Here is a 21,806-nt window from a genome sequence, read left to right as displayed (position 1 = left end):
CATCACGTTCATAGCGCGCCTGCCAACGTTGTAATGTACGATCACCAAGACCGTGTTGACGGGAGAAACTACTGATACTTGTCTTCGAATGTCTGAACTCCTCCAATATGAGTAACTTTTCTTGAGCTGTATGCTTAGATCTGGGCATAGAAAATCCCTCCATGATCATCAGATGAATTATGATATTTCATCTGACAACCATAAAGGGATTATCGCAAAAATCACTGCTGACTTGGGTGCACTTTTTCGTATTGTAAGAATATCGATTATTTGAACGCGATCATTTTCTCACCAACTACGAGTGGTTACGAACGAGCTTTTGCTTTTTTCGTAGCCCGCAGCGTTGCCTGAGCTGCGGCCAGTCGTGCAACCGGCACACGATATGGTGAGCAGGAAACGTAGCTGACGCCGATGCTGTCAAAGAAGGCCACTGAATCCGGATCACCGCCGACTTCACCGCAGACACCGATCGGCAGTTTTGCTTTAGTCGCTCGGCCTTTGTCGATCGCCATTTTCATCAACGCGCCAACGCCTTCTGTATCAACTGTCTGGAATGGATCGGCTGGCAGGATCTTCTTTTCGAGGTAGTCTGGCAGGAAGGAACCGACGTCATCCCGCGAGTAGCCAAAGGTTAGTTGGGTCAGGTCGTTGGTGCCAAAACTGAAGAAATCGGCAGCATTGGCAATCATGTCAGCGGTAACACATGCGCGCGGCGTTTCGATCATCGTGCCGACTTCATACGTCACCTGAATGCCTTTAGCAGACGCCATCTGCTCAATTTCGTTGCTGACAAGTCGGCGCACCCAACGCAATTCGGTTTCCGAGTTGGTAAGCGGAATCATGATATGTGGGGTCACCGTAACGCCTTCATCGGCTAACCGGAAGACCGCATGCATCATCGCCCGAACCTGCATCACATAGATGTCCGGGAAGGTAACGGCTAATCGATCGCCGCGATGGCCTAGCATCGGATTAACCTCCTTCAGCGCCGCCATCCGCTCGCGCAATTGATTTTGCTCCAAGCCCAATTCATTCGCGACTTCGTTTGTTTCGCGCAGATCATGCGGGAGAAATTCATGCAATGGCGGATCCAGTAAACGAATCGTGACGCTTTTACCTGCCGCCAGACGATATAAATCGTAGAAGTCCTGTTCCTGCATTTTCTCCAAGGCAGCCAGCGGTGCTTTGCGCCCCTCCGCATCTTTGGCTAAAATCAAACGCCGCATTTGCAACAACCGTTCTGGCTGGAAAAACATATGCTCGGTCCGCGTCAGGCCAATGCCGTCTGCGCCAAACGCCAGCGCCTGCTGCAGATCCTTAGGTGTGTCGGCATTGGTATAAACGCCCATCCGACTCGCCGCTTTGGCCCAATCCAGCAAGGTTGCCAGGCTTTCCTTAACCATAGCGGCAGTGGTTGTGATGCGTCCGCGATAAAGATGACCGGTTGTGCCATCGACCGATACCCAGTCACCTTCATGGAGAACAATATCGCCAACGGTTGCGGTTTTGGCATGCTCATCAACACTTAATGCGTGCACCCCCACGACACCGGTTGCGCCCATACCGCGAGCGACCACGGCTGCGTGCGAAGTCATGCCGCCGCGCGCCGTGACAATTGCCCGACTGACGATCATCCCTTCAATGTCTTCCGGCGAGGTGTCCTGCCGCATTAAAATAACCTGATGACCCGCTTCGTGCGCGGCTTTGGCTTCGGCAGCAGTGAAGTAAACTTCGCCGGTGGCTGCACCAGGCGATGCCGGCAAACCGGTGGCCAGAACTTCATGTGCCGCCAGTGCCTGTGAATCAAACTCGGGATGCAACATGTCACTGAGCGATTTTGGCTCAATCCGCATTAAAGCTTCCTGCCGATCAATCAGCCCTTCATTCACCAAATCAACGGCAATTTTAACCGCAGCAGCCGGCGTCCGTTTTCCGTTACGCGCCTGCAACAGATATAGCTCGCCGTGTTCGATTGTGAATTCAAGGTCTTGCATGTCGCGATAATGCTGTTCCAAAGTCGTGGCGATCGCAGCCAGCTGATCGTAGACTTCCGGCATCTGTTCATGCAAGACTGCAACCGGTTGCGGTGTCCGCACGCCGGAAACAACATCTTCGCCTTGAGCATTTAAAAGATATTCGCCAAACAGCGCACGTTCGCCGGTTGCCGGATCGCGGGTAAACGCAACGCCGGTACCGGAATCTTCGCCGGCATTGCCGAACACCATTGTCTGCACATTAACAGCTGTGCCCAAGTCTTCGGGAATGTGATTTTCCCGGCGATAAATCACTGCGCGCCGATTATTCCATGATTCGAACACTGCAACAATGGCTGCCAAAATCTGGGCTTTAGGTGACTGCGGGAACGATTTACCTGCGTCTGTATACAGCTGCTTGAATGCTTCGATAACCCGCTGCAAATCGTCTGTAGTTAATGCTAGATCAGACGTGTAACCTTTTTCCCGTTTGATCGCGGTCAAAACATCATCGAACGCACTTTCCGATAGACCATAGACAACATTGCCAAACATGGCCAGCAAACGGCGATAACTATCATAGGCGAACCGCGCATCCGCCGTCAGCGTTGCCAGCGCCTGCACGGTTTGGTCATTCAACCCGATATTCAGAATCGTGTCCATCATGCCCGGCATCGAAATCGGGGCGCCAGAACGAACCGAAACCAGCAGTGGTGCGGTCGGGTCATCAAATCGTTTCCCAGTAGCCTGTTCCAATGCCTGCAAATGCTCATCCAGTTCAGCCAGCAAAGCATCTGAGAGACCTTGTTGCTGCTGATAGTCATGGCAGGCCGCTGTTGTCATGGTGAATCCCGGAGGAACCGGTAAGCCAAGATTCGTCATTTCGGCAAGATTAGCTCCTTTACCACCCAATAAAGCCCGCATTTCCATGTTGCCTTCTGCAAACGCGTAGATTTGTTTCATTACAAATCCCCCTATCCGTTAAATATGACGTTATATATGTTCGCTATATAATGTATTATTTAGTTCCGAAAATTGCAAGCGTTTACACTCAAAAATTGGCCTAATTCATTTAAGTTTTTTTAAACACGAAAAAAGCTGCTGGCAGTATTCGCCAAACAGCTTACGGAGCAAGGGTTTCAATCAGATATTTAAAAATACGGTTTTTGGTAATTTTTCCGATAACATGCGTATCACTGGGGTTTTGGACTACTGGCAATGAATCAACGTTGTGTTTAAGTAGCAACTTGCTAGCGTCCATGATCGTGGTATTAGCTGTCACGGTGACGACATTGGGCATACGAGTCATCACGATACTGGCAGGCAGCGTTGTGTCGCGATCGGTAAAACTGGCCCGCAGCAAATCCTTACGCGAAATTAAGCCAACCAAGGCACCGTCATCATCCAACACATACAAGGAGCCGACATCGGCGATAAAAAGCTTGGTCACCGCTTCTTCCATCGAGGTCGTGAGCTTGATTTCCGTTGGCGGAAGCAGGATTTTGGCAATTGCCGTTTTAAACAACGCTTCGTTGCCGGCCGGTAAAATACTGGCGTCCTGGTAGGCGTAACCCACTTTAGGCCGAGCGTCCAGAACACCAATCGTTGTCAATAGACGCAGGTCAGCACGGATCGTGGCCAAACTAATTTTTAACTTAGCGGCTAAGGTTTCCCCGGTCATGGGGCTATCAGCCTTCAACAGCTGAACAATTTTGCGTTGACGTTTGGTAAGTTGCGTTGGTGCCCCCTCCTTTTTATAATTAACAGTATAACATTTTCAAGATATATGACGTGATATTCAACCTAAAAAAGCTGAAAAACGCCTAAAAAAATCCGGCACATCGGATGAACCGACCTGCCGGAGTCATTTCAAAGCGTTTGTTTTTTAAGAATCTTCAAGTGATTATCAAGTGTATAGATAATCGGTTGCGCATTGCCGATTTCGACTTTGTTGATACCAGCATCGCTGATGTTTTCCATGTACTTAACTAGGGCGCGCAACGTTGAGCCATGCGCAACAATGAGCTGGTTTTTGCCTGCCATAAGTCGCGGCGCCAGTTCGGCAGTCCAATACGGTAACAGGCGTTCGCTGGCCTCTGCCAGACTTTCGCCGCGTGGAATAATGGTGGCCGGATACTGGTGGTAACGCCGCGACCGGCTGGGATGAGCTAACAGCGGCGGGTGTGCGTAAAAGCTACGCCGCCAGCTGGCAACCTGATCCGGACCGAAAAGTTTGCGGGTCAGATCCTTGTTAATGCCCCGCAGCGCACCGTAATGCCGCTCATTAAGCCGCCAGCTTTTGGTAATTGGCAGGTAATTCTGCCCGATCTTGTCTTGCACAATGTAGGCCGTCATGATGGCGCGAGACAGCACACTGGTGTGGACATGATCAAACAGGATCCCGATTGCCGCGATCTTGCTACCTGCCTCGGCTGCCTGGGCTTTGCCATGCGCGGTTAACACCACGTCGGACCAGCCGGTATAAGTATTTTGTTGATTGGCAATGCTTTCGCCATGGCGTAAAAGGACTAGTTTGACCAAATCGCAACCTCCTTATCCAGACTAGTATAACAATCTCAGCTGAATTAGTGTAGCCTGTCTAGTAACAACTACTTTGCCGCCAAGTCATGAAAATGATAGGCTACTATATATTGAGACAAGCAAGGCGAGCACGGCCTTAGCTTTTAGAAAGAAGGATGCTCATGGCCAAGTCGCTCCGATCGGTCACGATGGTCGAGCTTTTTTATGATTTGATTTTCACCTATGCCGTTGGTCGTATGGCGCAAACTCTGGCATTGCCGGTAAATGGCAGGATCGCACCGTCAATAATCGGGGAATTTTTAATGATGCTGCTGGTGTTTTGGGTGATTTGGACTTATCAAACTGTTTTGACGAATCAGTTTACCCATCCACAATGGCTCCACAACCTTTTTACCCTGTTTAACATGTTCTGGGTCATCGTTTTAAGTACTGCCATCACCCCCGATCTCGCTAAAACTAAGTGGTCTTTTCAGTTGAGCACGGCAGTTTTATTTTTAAGTCTGGCAAGCGAATATAGCTTAATTTGGCGAAAAAATCATGCAACGCTCGCCAAAATATCTGGATTGACGCTTGCAACCGGTAGCGTGACTGCCTTGGTATCGCTCTTTCTAAAACCCTACACCCTTTCGTTTGTTGTCTTTTTTGTGGCAATTATAGGCGCTGGCCTGATGCCACCCTTGGTTTGGCGACCCAATAGAGTACCATTGACCGATCTCGCCCATTTAAGCGAACGGTACTCGTTGTTGGTTTTGCTAATCTTCGGCGAGTCGATCATTGGTGTGGCGGACACGGTCTATACCGATCTTTCCTTGCCGGCAGCACTTTTCTTCCTAGTCGTCATGCTGTTGTTTGTGGGCTATCAACTCGTTTATGATAACGGCCTTAACCGCCGGCAGAAAAGTGGCGGGTTGGCGGTAATCCATCTGCACTATCCGCTCATGGCCGCGATTCTCAGTCTCAGTACGCTGATCCACTTATGGTTAGGACACTTACTTGATCCGCAGTGGTTTGCTTTTGCCATCACCCTCACTTTGGCCGTCTACTATTTCAGTCTCATCGGCTACTTAAGTGCATACCCGATCAAACGGATTGACATTGGCTTCAAGCGTTGGTTCTACTTGGGCTTCTCACTCTTGATCTTCGGTGTTTACAGCTTAATGACATCTGTTATGCCGCTACCTTTCCTGCTCGGCTTGACCGCCTACCTTCTCGCCAATACGCTTTATCTTTGGCAATTCATCTTACATCCCAATGAGCCAACGTATTAGGGGGTATAATTAAAGAGTGTCAACCAGTACACTCTGAACTGATAAATGCATACAAGAAAGGGGAGCTTCACATGACAACCTATGATGTCACCTTCAATACAGTTGATGGCAAATCACTGATCAAGCGCAACGTTCAAAGCGACCACGAAAATGCCCGGGTTTGGGAAGACGCGGTGGAACGGTTTGACGCTGATCACCTTTATATCAAAATGAATGACAAGACAATGGTCAGCCTACTGCGGCGAGCCGTTGTCAGAATCGATATGACGGAACTGCCAAGTGATATCGAAAAACGCGCTAATCGACGCGACGAGTTCCGCAACGCCATGTACACACTGAGTCAAATCGGCTTGTAGATCAGCTTTCGAAAGCCAAACATTCAGTGACATGTTTATGATGATGAATTAACATATAGCTGACTTGTACGAGTCAAAAGCAAGCCAAAAAAGAATCCGCCACGGCTAAAAGCCAAAGCGGATTCTTTTTTACGTTTTAAGAATCTACTGACACCGAAACTAGTCAGCGTAGTTAAAGTGGGTTAATGGTGCGTGCTTAACGTCCTCGATCGTCTTGGTTCCGGCAAGTTGCATGATGATTTCAAGTTCGTGATCAATTTGCTCGAACACGCTTTGAACCCCTTGAGCACCACCTAAAGCCAAGCCGTAAATCACAGGACGGCCAAATGCAACGAGATCGGCACCGGCTGCTAACGCTTTGAATGCATGACTGCCGCGGCGAATCCCGGAGTCGAAGATGATTGGAACGCGCTTGTTGACCGCCTTGGCAATGGCAGGCAAAACATCAAAGGAAGCCGGGCCACCATTCAACTGACGGCCGCCATGGTTAGAAACATAGACAGCGGCCGCACCTGCACCAATTGCCCGCAAAGCATCTTCCGGTGACTGAATGCCTTTAACGATCACCGGCAAGTCTGTGTACTCTGCAATACGGCGGACATCGTCTTCACTAATCTTCTGTGCGGCAGAAGCGTAAATCTCGCCGATACCTTTGCCCTTACCATCGCCTTCTGAATACTTTTCCAAGTTCGGCATTGGGATTGGGAATTGGAAGTTATTAATGATATCTTCTTCCCGATAGCCATCAACTGTCGCATCAACTGTGAGGATAATCCCCTTGACACCGGCTTTTTTGGCTTCATCGAGTAAGCTTTTGTTAAAGTCCCAATCCTTGCTCATGTAAAGTTGGAACAATTGCGGCGCACCGTTACCAGCTGCGGCCGTATCAGCAATTGACGTTGAGCTGTATGTGCTCTGTGCCATCAAGCCACCAACCGCAGCCACACCGCGAGCGGTATCTTTTTCACCTTGACTGTGTGCCAGTCCTTGGGCCGCTGTCGGCGCCATCATGACTGGTGTCTTCAAGTCAATGCCAAAAAAGTTGGTAGATAAGTCAGGTGAGTCAATATTCGACAACGCCTTCGGAACAATCTGTGCATGATTGAAAGCCTTGGTGTTCTCGGCTAAAGTCCATTCGTCTTCGGATCCGCCAACAATGTAACCGAATCCGCCTGTTGGAATAATCTTCTTCGCTTCATCCGCCAATGACGGCAAGTTCAAAATATTCAATTTTTTCTCTGCATCGCTTTGTTCGTAACCATTAACAACTGTCATGTGTCAAAGAACCTCCCAAATTGCTTACTTATCAGAACACCTATTAGTGTATCACTTATAATTAGTAAGTAAAGCCAAAATGCTAATTTTTTGTAAGTAGTCGTGCAAAAGCCTAACTATCAGCGTGCAGGTGCCTGATGAGAAGCAAAAAGGAGAAGCCCGCAATTGCGTCTCCTCCTTAGGTAACTTCCGATCGCCTAGTTGCGGTCGTTAATCTTCTTTTTTCTCTTTAACCTTATCAACCACGTCGTTAAACTTCTCGGCAATTTTGTCCTTGGCATCACTAAGCTTTTCTTTGGCTTCGCCCACCATTTGTTCGGTCTTGCCTTTCGCCTCAGTTGATTCATCACCAGTTACCTTGCCAGCAGTTTCTTTCACTTTACCGCTAACCTTGTCTTTTGCTGCATCAAAATCTGCCATACTATCAGTCCCTCCTTTTTTGCTTACTTTAAGTGTATCAGGTTGACGATCTAGCTGACCATTTTTATGCTCGTAAAAATATGAATTATTTTTTGCCCGAATTATTTTTTGACAGGCACCTACATCTTGAGAACCAAATTCGAACATTAAAAAAGACCCTCCATACTCTGGAGAGCCCCACGATCAAGTCATGCTTAGTGCCGTGCACCTGGCCGCTTTTCTTCAGGCACTGGCGGAATGACCGCTTTACCGCCTTTTTTAATATGCTTGTAGTTAACAACCGTTTTGTTCTTCATATCTTCAACTAACGAAGCATCATCAGGTGAAAAACTGTCAATAGTCAGCATTGCTGCATTGGCATATAGCTTTTCAACGGTTCCTTTGAAACTCAATGGCACATCCTTGGTCTTACGCACTGAAACTTTGTCGCCTACAACGATATCTTGTGACACACAAAAACCTCCTCTTGAACGCGGTGATTTGAAGCCATATGCTGGCTACGAAACATCGCACTAGGACAAACTCTTAAATAAACCAAGTTAAGGTGGGGAGATTCACTTAGTTGCCTGCACCTTGACCCTAATCGGTGCGTTCAGATCAACCGAATCACTGTAATGCTGCAATAAGTAGCGTTGCATGGCTTCACGTGCTTCCTTCTTGGTCATCTGGTGACAGACCCGCGAAGAATCGTGTCGATGACCCCATTTGTCCGTGTATTGACCTACAACTGCATAATCACGAAGATGCGCTGCAAATAACATGATTCCCCTAACCACCTTTTTTCATTGTACCATGACTCTGTACGCGTATTTGTATCACAAGATGCATTTATACACCCTAATTGGTCGCGTTTCAACCACTTAGGCAAAAAAAGATGTTACAGTTTCAGCGGATCACCGAATCCCAGTCATATCAGGTTTTAAGGACTTCAATTCGCCATTTTTAAATGGCAATCAAATGACAACTTGCTACCCGACATCTTTTTGAAGCGGCTGGTCATTTTTGACTTCAAGCCGGTCGCTGGTGCTTTTCTTCATTCGGTTGAAAGCGATGACAGTTCGACCGATCAAATCTTGGACGTTGAAGCGATCGCGCGGGTCATAATCCAGAATCTTCACAAGTGCGGCATTTTCGTAGCATTTTTCGATGCGTCCGATGAAAGCATGTTCCATATTTCCATTAGCCTGGCACAAAACCGTCATTCCTACTTTTGCGTGTTTCATCTTAATAGCCTCCTGAGCGTGAACCGGCGCGGTTAGAAGTCGGAGTGTAAGTGGCCTTGGCGTGATGGTCGCGCTTTGACCATTGCGACCAAGGCCCTTACACGCAGACTTCTGCGCCGGTGAACGCGTTAATGTGAGCGTGAACCAGCCCGGTTGAAAACCGGAGTGTAAGCGGCCTTGGGCGTGATGGCCCGGGCTTAGGCCATTGCGACCAAGGTCCTTACACGCAGGTTTTTGGGCTGGTGAACGCGTTATAGTGAGCGTGAGCTGGCGCGGTTAGGAGCCGGAGTATAAGTGGCCTTGGGCGTGATGGCCCGAGCTTAGGCTAAGCGCGACCAAGGTCCTTATACGCAGGCTCCTGCGCCAGCAAGCGCATTAACGAATTTAGTTAAGATTATCAACACGAATATCTTATTGTCAATATAGTTTATAATTTATATATAAACATTCATAGTTTCGTCATAAATAGTCGCAGTAGCAAGCGATTATGACTTTGTTTTGACGATAATTAGGTATCTTCTGGTCGCAGGTTTAACCTGGCAATAAGTCGTTTCTTAAGGATGCCAGGTAAAAAGCAGATCAACTACTTTGCAATTTTCTATATTGACTTTTACACCAAAAAAGCCAACGATGATGTGCAGTAAATTCTTGGCAAGGCGATGATTTTTGTGGACAGGCACGTTTTTGGGGCAACTTTTTCTTCACTACATTCAACCAATTTCCGCCGGTTTTGGATCGGTCAGTGTATTTCAGTCATGGGGACTTGGATTCAACGAACGACCCAGACATGGCTGGTTTATCAGATGACCAAGTCCGCTTTTCTAGTCGGCTTACTAGCTGCGGCACAATTTGTTCCTATTATGGCGCTCACTTTAGTTGCAGGTACGCTGATCGATCGATATCCCAAACGCCAGATACTTTTGCTGACACAATTTGGCTTTTTGGTGCTGGGTGCGATCATGACAACCCTGACTTTTTTGAAAATCATTCAATACTGGCAGATTCTTGCAATCGCTTTAGGCTATGGGATCCTTCAAAGTTTTGACACACCCACCCGGCAGTCTTACGTGATTGAACTCGTTGGCCAAAAAGACCTTATAAACGGCATCTCGCTGAATTCGTCCATTTTCAATCTGGCCAAAATTGCCGGCCCGTCTTTGGCTGGGATCCTTATGGTGACCATCGGCGTGGCACCATGTTTTCTGATTGATACCCTGAGCTATATTGCTATTATTATTGGCCTGTTTATGATTCACCAGGAACACCCGGTTGCGCGACACACACCGCGGCACATTATTGCGGACGTCAAGGAAGGGCTTGTTTACATTGTTCACCATGATAATGTCAAGCTTAGCGCTGAACTGATGATGATTATTTGCACATTAAATTTCAACAATAATGTCATCATCCCCATTTATGCTCAGGAAGTACTAGGGCGCGGCGCACAAGGTTATGCAAACTTGTTATCGGCCACTGGTGTCGGTTCCCTCATCGCGGCGTTTCTTATGAGTTATCTTGCCCGATTCGGTCTGCGGCGCGATTTATATCTTTTAGTCGCACTGGGAACTGCCTTGACCCAAACGTTGATGATTTTTGTCCACGTATACTGGCTAGCCATGATTTTGATGGTCGTTATCGGCTTTTGCAATATGGTATTCCTGAATCAATCCAATGCCGCATTTCAATTTTCAATTCCCAACGAACTCCGTGGCCGTATCATGAGCGTCTATGTTTTGCTTAACCAAGGCTCCACGCCCATTGGCAGCTTATATGTTGGAGGTCTAATGGACGTTGCCGGTGGTTTATGGGGATTCCCTTCATGCGGATTATTGGCATTGTTGCTGACCATTCCGACCTTGCTCTGGCACTTATCAACTGTTAAACGCTGGCTGAATGCTTGAAAATGTAAAACCGGAGATATATGAAAAAAGCAAATGGGCTTCCACGGCGCTACATGTGGAAGCCCATTTGCTTTTTTATAGTCCTCGTTCCTGACTTAATCTTTATTTGTGCAACGCTCAGCTAATCCTTACGAATCTGCCCATTGCCCAGGACTTGATACTTGATGGTCGTCAGCGCGGCTAATCCCATTGGCCCGCGAGCGTGCAGTTTTTGGGTGCTGATACCGATTTCAGCACCGAAGCCGAACTCAAAACCATCCGTAAACCGCGTTGAAGCATTCACATACACCACCGCAGCATCAACCTGTTGGAGAAATTGCTGACTGTTTTGATAATTGTCCGTGATGATAGCTTCACTATGCTTTGTGTTGTGGGCATTGATATGTGCAATGGCCTCTTCCTCTGAATCCACGACTTTAACAGCCATGATGAGGTCATTGTATTCGGTATCCCAATCTTCATCTGTTGCCGCCTGCATGTTTGGCACAATGGCGCGCGCCCGGCTATCACCACGCAATTCGACGCCATGTTCCTGTAGTGCCCGAGCAATCACGGGTAGCTGCTCATCCGCCACATCCGCATGAATCAACAGCTTTTCAGCCGCATTGCAGACAGATGGCCGCTGAACCTTGGCATTCACGACAATCGCAACGGCCATTTCCAATTCCGCCGCAGCATCAACATAAATGTGGCAGTTGCCCGCGCCGGTCTCAATCACCGGCACCGTGGCCTGCTCGACAACAGCTTTGATCAAGCCGCGCCCGCCTCGCGGAATCAACACATCGATATAATCGTTGAGATGCATCAACTGTGCCGCCACTTCATGCCGCGGATCCGTGATCAGCTGCACCGCATTTTTCGGTAAGCCTTGCGCCGCCAACGCTTCTTGCAAAACCTTCGCCAACGCCATATTACTATGCAGCGCTTCTTTGCCGCCTCGCAAAATCACGGCATTGCCACTTTTAAACGTCAACGCCGCAGCATCAACCGTCACATTCGGCCGCGCTTCATAAATCATGCCGACCACGCCCAACGGTACCCGTTTTTGGGCGATTGTCAGTCCTGCATGATTCACCCAGGCGCGATCGGTTTGCGCCGTTGGATCGTCTAAAATAGCGACTTGGCGTACACCAGACGCCATATCGGCAATCCGCGCTTTCGTAAGCACAAGCCGATCCTTAAACTTGTTTGGTGACGTGCTGGCAGCTTCCAGATCCTCTTGATTAGCCGCCAAAATCGCTTCTGTGTGGGCTTCCAGCGCGTCAGCCATGGCCAGCAAACCGGCATTTTTTTGTGCCGTGCTCAATTGGCCAAGAACGACCGCAGCTGCTTTGGCTGCTTTGCCCATTTGTTCAAGATCGATGGTCTTGGTATCCATTTAAATCCTCCCCCTTGCCGCTCGTTAGCCTTCAATGGCTGACAAGATGGCTGCTTTTTGCATATGCGGTTTCTAATTGTTAAATACTTGACGCTTTGTTATCGGCTGGTATCCGTTCCAAAGTTTTGCCAAACCAGGTTCCAACTGGTTCACCGGCAACGATCCGCAAAATAATACGGGGATCACGGCCACTAGCCAGCACCATCTGTTTTCCTGCGCGCATCATGGTTTGCGCTGCTTTTAATTTAGTCACCATCCCGCCAGTGCCAAAACGCGTCGAACTCCCACCGGCTCCGGCTAAGACCTCAGCTGACAAATGGGTGATCTCCGGAATCAGCGCTGCGTCCGGATGTTTGTTGGGATCGTGGTCGTAAAGTCCATCAATATCAGAAAGCACCATCAGTAAATCGGCACCAATTTGTTTGGCCACCAAAGCGGAAAGCTGATCATTGTCGCCAAACGTCGTCCGATGATCCAACTCATCGACCGCCACACTATCATTTTCGTTGATGATCGGAATAACTTGCCGCGCTAACAACGTATCAAGCGTATCTAGCACATGTTGGCGCGTTTGCGGATAATCAAACACATCATGCGTCAGCAACAACTGGCCAATTTTGGCACCGTAATCGCTAAACCGCTGCGTATACAGTGTCATTAGCTCGGACTGACCAATTGCTGCCAGTGCCTGCTGATGGGCAATCTCAGCTGGACGACTCGTCACCCCAAGTTTTGCCATGCCAACGCCAATCGCACCGGATGTAACCAAAACCAGCTCATAGCCTTGATTATTCAACGCGGTTAAGGCATAAGCCAGCCGATCAATCGTCTGCAGATTCACGTTGCCATTTTGGTGAATCAAACTGCTCGTCCCGATTTTGACCACGATCCGTTTACAATGCATGACTCGTTTTGCCATTGCTACCTCCACTTGCTACAACCTTGTCAGAATTCAAAAAAGCACCGTTTTGATCGAGACACCCGTTAAGGCGGTACCATTCTCGTTCAAAGCAGTGCTTTGCGCTTTTTTATGATTTAATTAGTGTGACACGCAACCTCAAGCTTGGATTCGCGGGCCATTCAGAACTTTCAGCTAATGTCCTGATCTCTGTGAGCCGCTACTATGACTTGATGAAGAGAATTGTATGCGGCAGGAGGGTAAAAGTCAAGCGCGACGTTTTGTCATTTGACCCTTTTCACTGCTGCGTTGCCGCCACACGCATAGCATAAACTCGCGGCAACGAATCGTGACCACGCACCAGTTGCCCGTTCACCGTCACGTCCCCTTGACTAACGCCCACTTTCACCGGCAACGGCAACTTGACGGCATACCGTGCTGGCAACCTTAATCTTTCGACATAAAAATTCCCATCTCCCAATGTTCCGGTAATGCCCACAACACCTACCTGATCAGCTTGAGCAAGGTAGACACCTTTTGCCGTCAATGGATTGCCGACAAGTTGCCACTTCCCGCTTTTCATCCGATATTGTTTACGTCCTTTAATATCGAACCGGTAAAAAGCAAACACCCCACCTGCAAGCGGCTGCTGACAGCCATCCGGGAAAACCGCCATTTGCTGGAAAAGTGGTATCGATTTTTGCGACTGCTGCGGCATTGCTGCTTGTTGTGTCTTGACCGATACCGGTTTGGCTTTCATGCCGCCACCTTGCAGACTCATGACGGTTAAAATCGCCGCCCCTGAAATTAAAATTTTAATCACAATTCGTTTTAACCCCATACCCTCGCCTCCATGTATTACTTTTTAAATATATTAACAATAAGCTTATCATTTCGGCTATGCATCTCGCTAATAATACACATGTTATAAAAAAGTGACCCGATCTTTTGCCGGCAACAAAAAATCCTGATCAGTCAATGCTTTCATAGCAAGGATAGATCAGGAAAAGAGAAGATAATCTATTTATAAACCGTAATTAAGCACGGACAATTTTACCAACCGCAATTGGCAACGTGACATGAGCGTCGTAGTTCATGACCGTGCCCTTGACTGTATCAGGCAACTTCAGTGAATCCGGAACGCCATGAATGTAAATCACCCGTTTATCCAGTTGCAAATCTTCGCTGCCAAATGCGGCTTTGAAAGCCTGTTGCAGTTCCTTCAAATCAACGAGCTTCTCATAGGCATAATGCCCTTCCGCATCAGCAACCGGATAGCTGTCATTCGGCACATGCATCTTGGCAGGCTCCGCGTCAAACGGCACCATTGTCGTACCGGAAACCGGTTCTGTCTCTGGTAAATCAACGAAGCCATCGCCGTTTGCATCTTGCGCCGCCGTTGCGATTTCCGCCGGCTTGCCATCTGGAAAACCATGGAAATGTTCCCAATGCTGGACGTTTGCCGGGGTATCAAACATCTCAATGTGAATCCGCAACTGCGCACCGTCAATCGTAAACTCAGCAGTCCCGTGCGGCTTGACACCGATTTTCTCTGCATTCAACGGTACGATTTCGGCAGTATACTTTTCAGCCATACAAATCAGCTCCTGTATTAATTTTTGGAACATCCTTAGAATAACGTTTATTTTTTAATTGCTCAAATTTTAAAAGAAAATTTTTAAGGACCGGTGCCCGTGGTATTTGTTTTGGCAATTTAACGACAAGAGATGTTTCACTTACTCATCGCTTTGTACCCTCCAACAGTCGTTCCCGCAATGCCGGATCAGCTGCATACAGATATAAGCCATGCTTTGCCCTTTTTAACAAGATATTGATGGCATTCATCATAATCGCTGCTTTAGCATCCTGCGTGTCTGCCAGATTCGGCCGCTTTTTGAAGGCTTCTTTGTCTTGGTACTGTGCCAAGTTGACGGTCAGGCGATCGCGTTGCCTGTCGTAGCCGAGACTTGGCCCTAAAATAACGCCAGCATAATTTAAGTCAAATCCCTGTATAGTATAAATCGAACCGACCTCGTGGAGCGTTTCCGGTCGTTGTGCCCACGGCCGATCTGTGAAGTTGATTTTGTCCCATGGCAAACGCAAGGATCCGGCAGTGACATACCATGTTTTGTTGTCCAATACCGTAAACGGATAGTCCGCCGTCGCAATCATGCGCGATAGGCCGACCGCGGCATCGCGTTGCTGAATCAACTGATACATCGGCTGACCGTCAGCAAAAATCCGAAAGTCAAAAGATGTCGACTGCGGCATCGGCGTGATGCGGCCCCGCACAAACTGGTCAATCCAGTGACTTACCGCTGCATCCCCCACCCGCATCTGCTCGGTTAACCGATAATGCGTGACCGGATAATCGCGGGTGACACGCTTGAGCAACGCCGGTGTCCAGAAGCTTTTCAGTTTAACCAGTTGATGAAAATCAAAGACGAGCACCACTAGTTTCGCCAAGTGAAGGATATCTGCCAGCTGATTGGTGTCCCGAAAATTGTTATATGGATCCGGCGCCGTCAAAAGCAGGTGCCCTTCGTCAATAAATACCACATCAGCTTTCTTGCCTAGTTTTCGATACGCGTTAATAAACGGCGTCGGCTTCATGAAATCTTTTTTGCGAAAATAAGTTTTGGTCCCGGCAATTTCCTTGTAAATCTTCAGCATCTCGTTGTGATTAACCAACAGCTTATTGTCCGTTCCTGCGAGTGTCCCACCATCTGCACGCGCGGCTTGTTGCAACTGGGCAAACGCCGCGTCCAGTACCACGCTTTTACCAGATCCCGCGTCCCCTGAAATGATCAACAGATGTGTCTGCCTCCTTGAATAATTGGTGATGATGAAGTCGTAAATGTGTTGTTTCAAGGCAGCCTGCGCTGAAGTCAAGGCTGCATCCTGTGGCAAAACAAACGTCGATTGTGCTAAGTCCGGCATGTTAGCACCTCCAAAATTAATATATCATTTTCAAAGCGGGTGATTTTCTAAAAAGAACATTAAAAGAAACCAATCTGTAAAGCAAATCACATACGTCAGTCACATAAAGCGGTTAAACTAGAAGTAATGAGTTTGAACGGTTATTCAAGAACTAGGAGTAGAAACATGCCTTCAATTGCCGATTACCCGAAACGCCCGAGTTTGGCGTCATTTCAACAAGTTCCATTGACCGAGCTAGATGCCGGCTTATTTGCGCAACTCGGTTATTTGAATTTTAATTACCTCATTGGCCAGCCGTATGCGCGGTTTGCCGATTTAAATGACACATTGCGGTTGCATAAAGCGACTTTAACTACTTGGGCAATTCCGACGCACCAAGCAATGTTACACGCAATGCATCAAAGTAAGCGATTTGCGCGGGTTACCTGGACAAACTGGCTTGAAACCTGCAGCCACCGGAATGAAGAAGACTTTGCTGCGATCACCTTCACACTGGCACCTGGTGTGTATTGTGTCAGTTTTCGCGGCACAACCAATAAACTGGTCGGCTGGAAAGAAGATCTCAACATGAGCTTCATGTCGGCGATTCCAGCACAGCGACGGGCGTTAAGCTATCTGACTAAGCAAATCAGCCGTCATCCCGGCACTTACTATCTAACCGGACACTCCAAAGGCGGCAGTCTTGCCATTTACGCGTTTGACCATCTGCCAGAACCGCTTGCTGATCAAGTAGCACATGTTTACAGTTTTGATGGGCCTAGTGGTGTGCCGCTCGATCCCAGTCATCGCGACCGTGTGACCAAGCTTGTGCCGCAAAGCTCCCTTATTGGCGTGAGTTTAGATCCAGCGACCAATTTCGAAGTCGTTAAAAGCCGGGTCAAATTATTCGGTCAACATGATGTCTTGACATGGAACATTGCGGATGATACCTTTACGCATTTAGCGACAACGACATGGGTATCGCGCTATTTTCAAAAAACAATCGCACTCTGGCTAGCCGGTCTCGACGCCACGGCCACCGCAATCACCGTTGATGCTTTGTACCGAATTCTTCGCAGTGGCAACGCCATCACCATTGATGATTTGGCGAAAACCAAAAACCTCTGGCGCCACTATTTCCACGCTTTTCGTAGTTTGGACAAGCATCATCGCAAGCAGCTGGGTCGTTCATTCCGCGGTTTGCTTGGTGCAATGGCGGGATCGCTGGTGCAAATCCATTAAAGTAGCACATGTGCATGAGTACCTCACAAGATGTCTTATCAAAAACGTTCCGCCAGACAAACAACTGTCTTGCAGAACGTTTTTGTTCGTCCTGGCATTTTAAGGATTCGCGCGGCTGTCAACCTCTCACGGTAATCACTAAAACCGCGTCACATCGGCACTCTATGATTCTTAGACCAAAACTGAGCAAAAAAGACTTGTGCAAAATCAAAAATGCTTTGACAATGTTCTCAAGGGGGGTAAAGGTATGCAGTTCAGCGACAAACTCAAAATGGCACGCCAGCAACAGCACTACACACAGACACAAGTCGCCGAGCAACTCCACGTTTCGCCCAAAACCATTTCTAGTTGGGAGAACGCGCGTAGCTTCCCCGACATTAGCACACTCGTCAAAATCAGCGACTTCTATGACATTTCATTAGATCGCTTACTAAGGGAGGATCAAACCATGATGGAACACTATGAGACGATCGACAAACACGCACTACGCGACAAACACATTTTTCAGGTCACTTATTTCGTTAACCTTGTGTTTATTTTGGGATTTGTAATTGTTCATATGCTCAGCAACACACCGCCTATTTTACGGCAATATGGCAGTTGGTTAATGTTGGCATTCTTCGTCAATCTGATTGTCTTGGCCACACATTATCCGAATTACCGGCTATGGATTCGTTCATGGCCGCGCAGAATTTTGCTGATCATTCTCACCATTGGCATCGCTACAATCATTCTTTTACCGTTTCTGAACCAACCGACTAACATCCCTACGGACATCAACAGTTCTGCTTATTCTGCCCAGGCTGCTCAAGGCTATCTTGCTGGTGCAAAGTTAGGTGTTGCTATAAACATCATCGCTGGGACTCTCAGTAGCATCTTCATCGTCTTCGGTTCTGAAGAGATTTTGGACAAAAATTAGTCTTTTATTCATAGTATGCTTGGGGTACAAAAATCATAAATCTGTTTCTTGCTTGGTCTTGAACCAAGCTTTTTTGCTGTTAGCTGAGCTTTTTTGCTGTTAGCTGAGCTTTTCTCTTTGTATGTGAATAGTCCCCAATCTGCGCCACACCAACAACTCTACGATTCATAGAGCCACTATTTTGCAAAAGGCCTTGTACATTTTTAGCCAAACCTTAACATTAACAACAGGTGGTGAAGAACATGCAACTTAGCGACAAACTGAAACTAGCACGGCAAAAGCAGCACTTAACCCAAACACAAGTTGCCGAGCAACTCCACGTTTCAGCCAAAACCATTTCCAGTTGGGAGAACGCGCGTAGCTTCCCCGACGTCGGAACATTGGTTTGCATCAGCGATTTTTATAACATTTCTTTGGATCAATTACTTAGGGAGGATCAGAACATGATGGAGCATTACGAAACAATCAGTAAACAGTCGCAACGAGACAACCGGTACTTTCAAGTTACATATTATCTAAACGTCGTTCTTATTTTAGGTATTTTGGCTGTAAAAAATTTTCCATCTGACACGCGACAATTATCAGGATGGCTTGCCATCGCTTTAATCATTAATTTAGTCATCTTAGCGACTCACTATCCTAATTATCATGCTTGGATTGACAGCTTTTCTCATAAACTTTTGCTAACGGTACTGGGAATCGGCTTAGGTTTTGTCTTAATATTTATTGGCGTGGAAGGCAGTATGACGCTTCACATTTCTAAATCAATCTCTGACGAGGCAGCTTACTTAATCGGCTACTATTCAGGCCTGCTTGTGAAGCCAGTAGCCGAAACATTCAGTATTATTTTTGTGATCTTTGGCTTCACCGAACTCAAAGAAAAGCCTTAACTTTCAGCATTCATACCATTCTCAAGCCAGCCAATTGCGCTGGCTTTTTTTAGCTAAGATATCTTGCTTTACAAGGTATTCCGCTATGATTATACTATGCCTAACAAGGTATCGAGGGAGGCAAGGCCATGCAACCTTCATCGCAAATGCTAAAAGGCATTCTGGAAGGGGCCATCTTGCAAATCATTCAGCAAGGTGATATTTACGGCTACGCGCTGCATGAAAAGTTAGCCGCGCTGGGATTTGGCGACATCCCCGAAGGCACCATCTATCCCTTACTGTTAAAGCTACAGAGAAATAAACTCATCATCGGTGTCCGCCGACCAACCGGCAATGGCCCTGACCGCAAATACTACCATCTCACTGATGAAGGAGAAAAGACGCTCACCATTTTTCAACAACAATGGCATCAACTGGTTCAGGCCATGACAAATCTCAACCAAGGAGACGAATCGTCATGAAAAAATTAAACCAACTCCGAGCCGCCAATGATCAACAACTCAAGAAGATTCACGGTACGGACTATAACTACACGGAGTCAGTCATCGTCTATTTACGCAGCAAGTTAAGTAAAGATCCCTATGCCATTGAAGAGGCTATTAGCGACCTACTGGCGACCCTCATTGACGCCCAAAAGTCCGGCCACCGCGTAGCAAGCTTTTTCAGCGATGACCCCCAAAAGGCTGCAGATCTTATTCTAAAAGAATTGCCACATGTGCCTGTTTGGTCGCTCTTGAATCAATATTGGCCAGTGCTCATGTTCTTCTTTGCCGCGAGCATCTTCCCCACAATAAGCCAGAAAAGTCAGCTGAACTTAATAAGTGTTGTCGGCCCAACAGTGTTTGTTTTGGCTTTCGTTAATATTCCATTTGCCCGCGGCGTCACATTCAACAAACTCTCGCGCAAAACCGCTTATAGTGTTGTGTTTGGCTTTATTTTGATACTGATCGTGCTTCCAGCGATCGGATATTTGCTGGCAAGAACCTCTCCTTTTTCAGTTTCCAGATCATCGCTTATGCTTTTTTGCGTTAGCCTCTTCGTACTGAATCTAATCGGTGCTTTGGGCTTTCGCAAAATTGCTTACTTGTTCCTCGCGTGGGCCTGTGTGTGGTTGCTGGCATTCATTGGCATGATGTTGATCACTTCGGCATTAACTGTTGGTATCGCGATTGCCGGCATGATCATCGCCACTCTTTTGTTATTCTATCATCCTGAGCCAAAATTACAGTTACCTGTCTAATTCAACCAAGTTTCAAGGAGGCGACACCTCATGAAAAAACTAAACCAACTTCGTGCTGCAAACGATCAACAGCTCAAAAAGATTCACGGCACCGATTACACTTACACGGAGACTGTCATCAACTATTTACGCGGCGATCTGCGTAAAGATCCCTATGCCATTGAGGATGCCATTAGCGACTTATTGGCAACCTTAATTGATGCGCAACAATCCGGCCATAAAGTGGCAACCTTCTTTAGTAACGATCCGCAAGCCGCAGCCGATAACATTTTAAAAGAGCTGCCGCACATCTCGGTCACTTATTTCTTCACGATGTACTGGCCACTCTTCATGTTCCTGCTCATTCAAAATATTCTGATGATGCTAATCAGCCCGAGTCTGCGCTTTAGCTTAAGCGACGTGATTGGCATCAATTTGTTTGGCTTGCTCATGATTGGTGGCTCGTTTGCCCGCGGTGCTTCCTTCAATAAGCTTTCCCGCAAAACGGTCATAGGATTGTGGTCATTTGTTGTGCTAATGCTGGTCGTGCCATTTTTGACAGGTTACCTTTTTCGCGGCATGCCGGCATTTGCACCGTCAAGCCCGGCGCTCATCAAATTCTCGCTCATTCTTTGTGCCATTAATCTAGCCTTGGCGTTGTGGTTACGGCCGATTTTTCTCATCTTTCTCGGCTGGTTCGGCATCTGGCTGATCACCACACTCGGCCTTGCTTTGCCATCCTCCGCGGTAACCGTTATCCTGGGCATTGCCGGCATGCTCGGTGCGGTCGGTTTGCTCTTTTACCGCCCCGACCTGCAACTTCCATCAAGAAAAAGCAGTGGCATTCGACCTTAATCGCCGAACTGCAGCACTATCTAAAAAAACAAACTGAAAACAGTCGCTTCACCGTCATACCGTTCACCCATCGGACCAATCGCAACGAACAAACGTCCCACCGCAGCAGGCATCTGCAGGTGGTTAAGCAAAACGTACCGGGTAATCGTCCGCTTCAATTTAACCGCCACGATCTGATAAGGTTGCCCGTTTTGCAAGTTCTGTGCCGCCAGTAACAAATCACAGCGAATTTCCGGATACGTTGCCATTTCCGGATCATTGTAGGCAGTGTCAATTGCCTGAAATAACTGGCTTTCTTTTTTATTCATTTCGTCACCTCATTGGATGAATGCAGTGTAACATGTCAGCGTTTTTGGAACAATGCATCACTGGTTTGCAGAGAAGCAATGCAGGCTTTTCAAAAATAAAAAATAACACAACGTTTATTTGAGAAAACCCGACGTTTATTTTAATTTTGCCACAATCCAGTTTAGATGTTTTATTCTTAGAATAGCAAAGGGCCCTTTGCTATTTGCAGAAGAAGTAAAGA

At 47.5% G+C, this 21,806-nt stretch carries 24 protein-coding genes; 9 read left to right on the top strand and 15 right to left on the bottom strand.

Annotated elements, in window-relative coordinates; all coding sequences use genetic code 11:
- From BVJ53_RS09965 to BVJ53_RS09950, 4 genes are all read right to left on the bottom strand, one after another.
- Positions 1-148, bottom strand: a 148-nt coding sequence (locus tag BVJ53_RS09965) for a transposase (protein WP_158280577.1), incomplete at its 3' end; no start/stop codon positions are given.
- 157 nt (positions 149-305) lie between these two features.
- Entirely contained in the window at positions 306-2,936 is a 2,631-nt protein-coding gene (gene ppdK / locus BVJ53_RS09960; protein WP_129302280.1) for a pyruvate, phosphate dikinase, read from the bottom strand.
- 160 nt (positions 2,937-3,096) lie between these two features.
- Complete coding sequence (locus BVJ53_RS09955; protein ID WP_263932699.1) at positions 3,097-3,684, bottom strand: CBS domain-containing protein; 588 nt, start codon at positions 3,682-3,684, stop codon at positions 3,097-3,099.
- A 158-nt stretch (positions 3,685-3,842) separates the two neighbouring features.
- Positions 3,843-4,514, bottom strand: a complete 672-nt coding sequence (locus tag BVJ53_RS09950) for a 2,3-bisphosphoglycerate-dependent phosphoglycerate mutase (protein ID WP_129302278.1) — start codon at positions 4,512-4,514, stop codon at positions 3,843-3,845.
- 161 nt (positions 4,515-4,675) lie between these two features.
- On the opposite strand from BVJ53_RS09950, the gene BVJ53_RS09945 reads away from it, so the two are divergent.
- The gene (locus tag BVJ53_RS09945; RefSeq protein ID WP_129302277.1) at positions 4,676-5,782 is read left to right on the top strand and encodes a low temperature requirement protein A; all 1,107 of its coding nucleotides are present in this window, start codon (positions 4,676-4,678) and stop codon (positions 5,780-5,782) included.
- Between the two features lie 71 nt (positions 5,783-5,853).
- Positions 5,854-6,138: a chromosome partitioning protein ParB gene (locus BVJ53_RS09940; RefSeq protein ID WP_129302276.1), complete on the top strand. Its 285-nt coding sequence runs from the start codon at positions 5,854-5,856 to the stop codon at positions 6,136-6,138.
- Between the two features lie 159 nt (positions 6,139-6,297).
- On the opposite strand, the gene BVJ53_RS09935 is transcribed toward BVJ53_RS09940, so the two are convergent.
- From BVJ53_RS09935 to BVJ53_RS09915, 5 genes are all read right to left on the bottom strand, one after another.
- Positions 6,298-7,413 carry a lactate oxidase gene (locus BVJ53_RS09935; protein WP_129302275.1) on the bottom strand — a complete coding sequence of 372 codons (1,116 nt, stop codon included), beginning with the start codon at positions 7,411-7,413 and terminating at the stop codon, positions 6,298-6,300.
- Between the two features lie 210 nt (positions 7,414-7,623).
- The gene (locus tag BVJ53_RS09930) at positions 7,624-7,833 is read right to left on the bottom strand and encodes a CsbD family protein (protein ID WP_129302283.1); all 210 of its coding nucleotides are present in this window, start codon (positions 7,831-7,833) and stop codon (positions 7,624-7,626) included.
- A gap of 194 nt (positions 7,834-8,027) precedes the next feature.
- A complete protein-coding gene (locus BVJ53_RS09925) occupies positions 8,028-8,285 on the bottom strand; it encodes a hypothetical protein (RefSeq protein ID WP_129302274.1) in 258 nt (85 codons plus the stop codon).
- 102 nt (positions 8,286-8,387) lie between these two features.
- Positions 8,388-8,594, bottom strand: coding sequence for a hypothetical protein (locus BVJ53_RS09920; protein ID WP_129302273.1), 207 nt, complete (start codon positions 8,592-8,594; stop codon positions 8,388-8,390).
- 207 nt (positions 8,595-8,801) lie between these two features.
- Positions 8,802-9,056 carry a hypothetical protein gene (locus tag BVJ53_RS09915; RefSeq protein ID WP_129302272.1) on the bottom strand — a complete coding sequence of 85 codons (255 nt, stop codon included), beginning with the start codon at positions 9,054-9,056 and terminating at the stop codon, positions 8,802-8,804.
- A gap of 668 nt (positions 9,057-9,724) precedes the next feature.
- On the opposite strand from BVJ53_RS09915, the gene BVJ53_RS09900 reads away from it, so the two are divergent.
- Complete coding sequence (locus tag BVJ53_RS09900) at positions 9,725-10,957, top strand: MFS transporter (protein ID WP_129302271.1); 1,233 nt, start codon at positions 9,725-9,727, stop codon at positions 10,955-10,957.
- Positions 10,958-11,078: 121 nt separating this feature from the next.
- Here the strand turns inward: BVJ53_RS09900 and BVJ53_RS09895 are convergent, their stop codons facing one another.
- From BVJ53_RS09895 to BVJ53_RS09875, 5 genes are all read right to left on the bottom strand, one after another.
- On the bottom strand, positions 11,079-12,335 hold the full coding sequence (locus BVJ53_RS09895; RefSeq protein WP_129302270.1) for a glutamate-5-semialdehyde dehydrogenase: 1,257 nt from the start codon (positions 12,333-12,335) through the stop codon (positions 11,079-11,081).
- 79 nt (positions 12,336-12,414) lie between these two features.
- Entirely contained in the window at positions 12,415-13,254 is an 840-nt protein-coding gene (gene proB, locus BVJ53_RS09890) for a glutamate 5-kinase (RefSeq protein ID WP_129302269.1), read from the bottom strand.
- Positions 13,255-13,531: 277 nt separating this feature from the next.
- Positions 13,532-14,074 (bottom strand): hypothetical protein, encoded by a 543-nt coding sequence (locus tag BVJ53_RS09885; RefSeq protein ID WP_129302268.1) that lies wholly within the window; start codon positions 14,072-14,074, stop codon positions 13,532-13,534.
- Positions 14,075-14,270: 196 nt separating this feature from the next.
- Positions 14,271-14,828 carry a hypothetical protein gene (locus tag BVJ53_RS09880; protein ID WP_129302267.1) on the bottom strand — a complete coding sequence of 186 codons (558 nt, stop codon included), beginning with the start codon at positions 14,826-14,828 and terminating at the stop codon, positions 14,271-14,273.
- Between the two features lie 145 nt (positions 14,829-14,973).
- Positions 14,974-16,173 carry a DUF2075 domain-containing protein gene (locus BVJ53_RS09875; RefSeq protein ID WP_129302266.1) on the bottom strand — a complete coding sequence of 400 codons (1,200 nt, stop codon included), beginning with the start codon at positions 16,171-16,173 and terminating at the stop codon, positions 14,974-14,976.
- 165 nt (positions 16,174-16,338) lie between these two features.
- On the opposite strand from BVJ53_RS09875, the gene BVJ53_RS09870 reads away from it, so the two are divergent.
- The 6 genes from BVJ53_RS09870 (at position 16,339) to BVJ53_RS09845 (ending at position 21,277) form a co-directional block, all read left to right on the top strand.
- Complete coding sequence (locus tag BVJ53_RS09870; protein WP_129302265.1) at positions 16,339-17,394, top strand: Mbeg1-like protein; 1,056 nt, start codon at positions 16,339-16,341, stop codon at positions 17,392-17,394.
- Positions 17,395-17,641: 247 nt separating this feature from the next.
- Positions 17,642-18,313 (top strand): helix-turn-helix domain-containing protein, encoded by a 672-nt coding sequence (locus BVJ53_RS09865; protein ID WP_129302264.1) that lies wholly within the window; start codon positions 17,642-17,644, stop codon positions 18,311-18,313.
- A gap of 242 nt (positions 18,314-18,555) precedes the next feature.
- Positions 18,556-19,203: a helix-turn-helix domain-containing protein gene (locus tag BVJ53_RS09860; RefSeq protein WP_129302263.1), complete on the top strand. Its 648-nt coding sequence runs from the start codon at positions 18,556-18,558 to the stop codon at positions 19,201-19,203.
- Between the two features lie 128 nt (positions 19,204-19,331).
- Positions 19,332-19,664: a PadR family transcriptional regulator gene (locus tag BVJ53_RS09855; protein ID WP_129302262.1), complete on the top strand. Its 333-nt coding sequence runs from the start codon at positions 19,332-19,334 to the stop codon at positions 19,662-19,664.
- The gene (locus tag BVJ53_RS09850) at positions 19,661-20,443 is read left to right on the top strand and encodes a hypothetical protein (protein WP_129302261.1); all 783 of its coding nucleotides are present in this window, start codon (positions 19,661-19,663) and stop codon (positions 20,441-20,443) included. The genes BVJ53_RS09855 and BVJ53_RS09850 overlap by 4 nt, the downstream gene beginning before the upstream one ends.
- 30 nt (positions 20,444-20,473) lie before the next feature.
- On the top strand, positions 20,474-21,277 hold the full coding sequence (locus BVJ53_RS09845) for a hypothetical protein (RefSeq protein WP_129302260.1): 804 nt from the start codon (positions 20,474-20,476) through the stop codon (positions 21,275-21,277).
- A 20-nt stretch (positions 21,278-21,297) separates the two neighbouring features.
- On the opposite strand, the gene BVJ53_RS09840 is transcribed toward BVJ53_RS09845, so the two are convergent.
- The gene (locus BVJ53_RS09840) at positions 21,298-21,585 is read right to left on the bottom strand and encodes a bacteriocin immunity protein (protein WP_129302259.1); all 288 of its coding nucleotides are present in this window, start codon (positions 21,583-21,585) and stop codon (positions 21,298-21,300) included.
- Between the last annotated feature and the right edge of the window lie 221 nt (positions 21,586-21,806).

It is taken from the genome of Lacticaseibacillus chiayiensis (genome assembly GCF_004123795.1).
Lineage (GTDB): Bacteria > Bacillota > Bacilli > Lactobacillales > Lactobacillaceae > Lacticaseibacillus > Lacticaseibacillus chiayiensis.
Note: the sequence above shows the minus strand (reverse complement) of the source record. Positions and strands in the feature narration are given on the sequence as shown.

Coding starts and splice junctions, on each gene's coding strand:
- BVJ53_RS09945 (WP_129302277.1), top strand. CDS start 4,676: ATGGCCAAGTCGCTCCGATCGGTCACGATGGTCGAGCTTTTTTATGAT.
- BVJ53_RS09895 (WP_129302270.1), bottom strand. CDS start 12,335: ATGGATACCAAGACCATCGATCTTGAACAAATGGGCAAAGCAGCCAAA.
- BVJ53_RS09860 (WP_129302263.1), top strand. CDS start 18,556: ATGCAACTTAGCGACAAACTGAAACTAGCACGGCAAAAGCAGCACTTA.
- BVJ53_RS09870 (WP_129302265.1), top strand. CDS start 16,339: ATGCCTTCAATTGCCGATTACCCGAAACGCCCGAGTTTGGCGTCATTT.
- BVJ53_RS09875 (WP_129302266.1), bottom strand. CDS start 16,173: ATGCCGGACTTAGCACAATCGACGTTTGTTTTGCCACAGGATGCAGCC.
- BVJ53_RS09865 (WP_129302264.1), top strand. CDS start 17,642: ATGCAGTTCAGCGACAAACTCAAAATGGCACGCCAGCAACAGCACTAC.
- ppdK (WP_129302280.1), bottom strand. CDS start 2,936: ATGAAACAAATCTACGCGTTTGCAGAAGGCAACATGGAAATGCGGGCT.
- BVJ53_RS09850 (WP_129302261.1), top strand. CDS start 19,661: ATGAAAAAATTAAACCAACTCCGAGCCGCCAATGATCAACAACTCAAG.
- proB (WP_129302269.1), bottom strand. CDS start 13,254: ATGGCAAAACGAGTCATGCATTGTAAACGGATCGTGGTCAAAATCGGG.
- BVJ53_RS09940 (WP_129302276.1), top strand. CDS start 5,854: ATGACAACCTATGATGTCACCTTCAATACAGTTGATGGCAAATCACTG.
- BVJ53_RS09855 (WP_129302262.1), top strand. CDS start 19,332: ATGCAACCTTCATCGCAAATGCTAAAAGGCATTCTGGAAGGGGCCATC.
- BVJ53_RS09915 (WP_129302272.1), bottom strand. CDS start 9,056: ATGAAACACGCAAAAGTAGGAATGACGGTTTTGTGCCAGGCTAATGGA.
- BVJ53_RS09935 (WP_129302275.1), bottom strand. CDS start 7,413: ATGACAGTTGTTAATGGTTACGAACAAAGCGATGCAGAGAAAAAATTG.
- BVJ53_RS09880 (WP_129302267.1), bottom strand. CDS start 14,828: ATGGCTGAAAAGTATACTGCCGAAATCGTACCGTTGAATGCAGAGAAA.
- BVJ53_RS09840 (WP_129302259.1), bottom strand. CDS start 21,585: ATGAATAAAAAAGAAAGCCAGTTATTTCAGGCAATTGACACTGCCTAC.
- BVJ53_RS09845 (WP_129302260.1), top strand. CDS start 20,474: ATGAAAAAACTAAACCAACTTCGTGCTGCAAACGATCAACAGCTCAAA.
- BVJ53_RS09885 (WP_129302268.1), bottom strand. CDS start 14,074: ATGGGGTTAAAACGAATTGTGATTAAAATTTTAATTTCAGGGGCGGCG.
- BVJ53_RS09930 (WP_129302283.1), bottom strand. CDS start 7,833: ATGGCAGATTTTGATGCAGCAAAAGACAAGGTTAGCGGTAAAGTGAAA.
- BVJ53_RS09920 (WP_129302273.1), bottom strand. CDS start 8,594: ATGTTATTTGCAGCGCATCTTCGTGATTATGCAGTTGTAGGTCAATAC.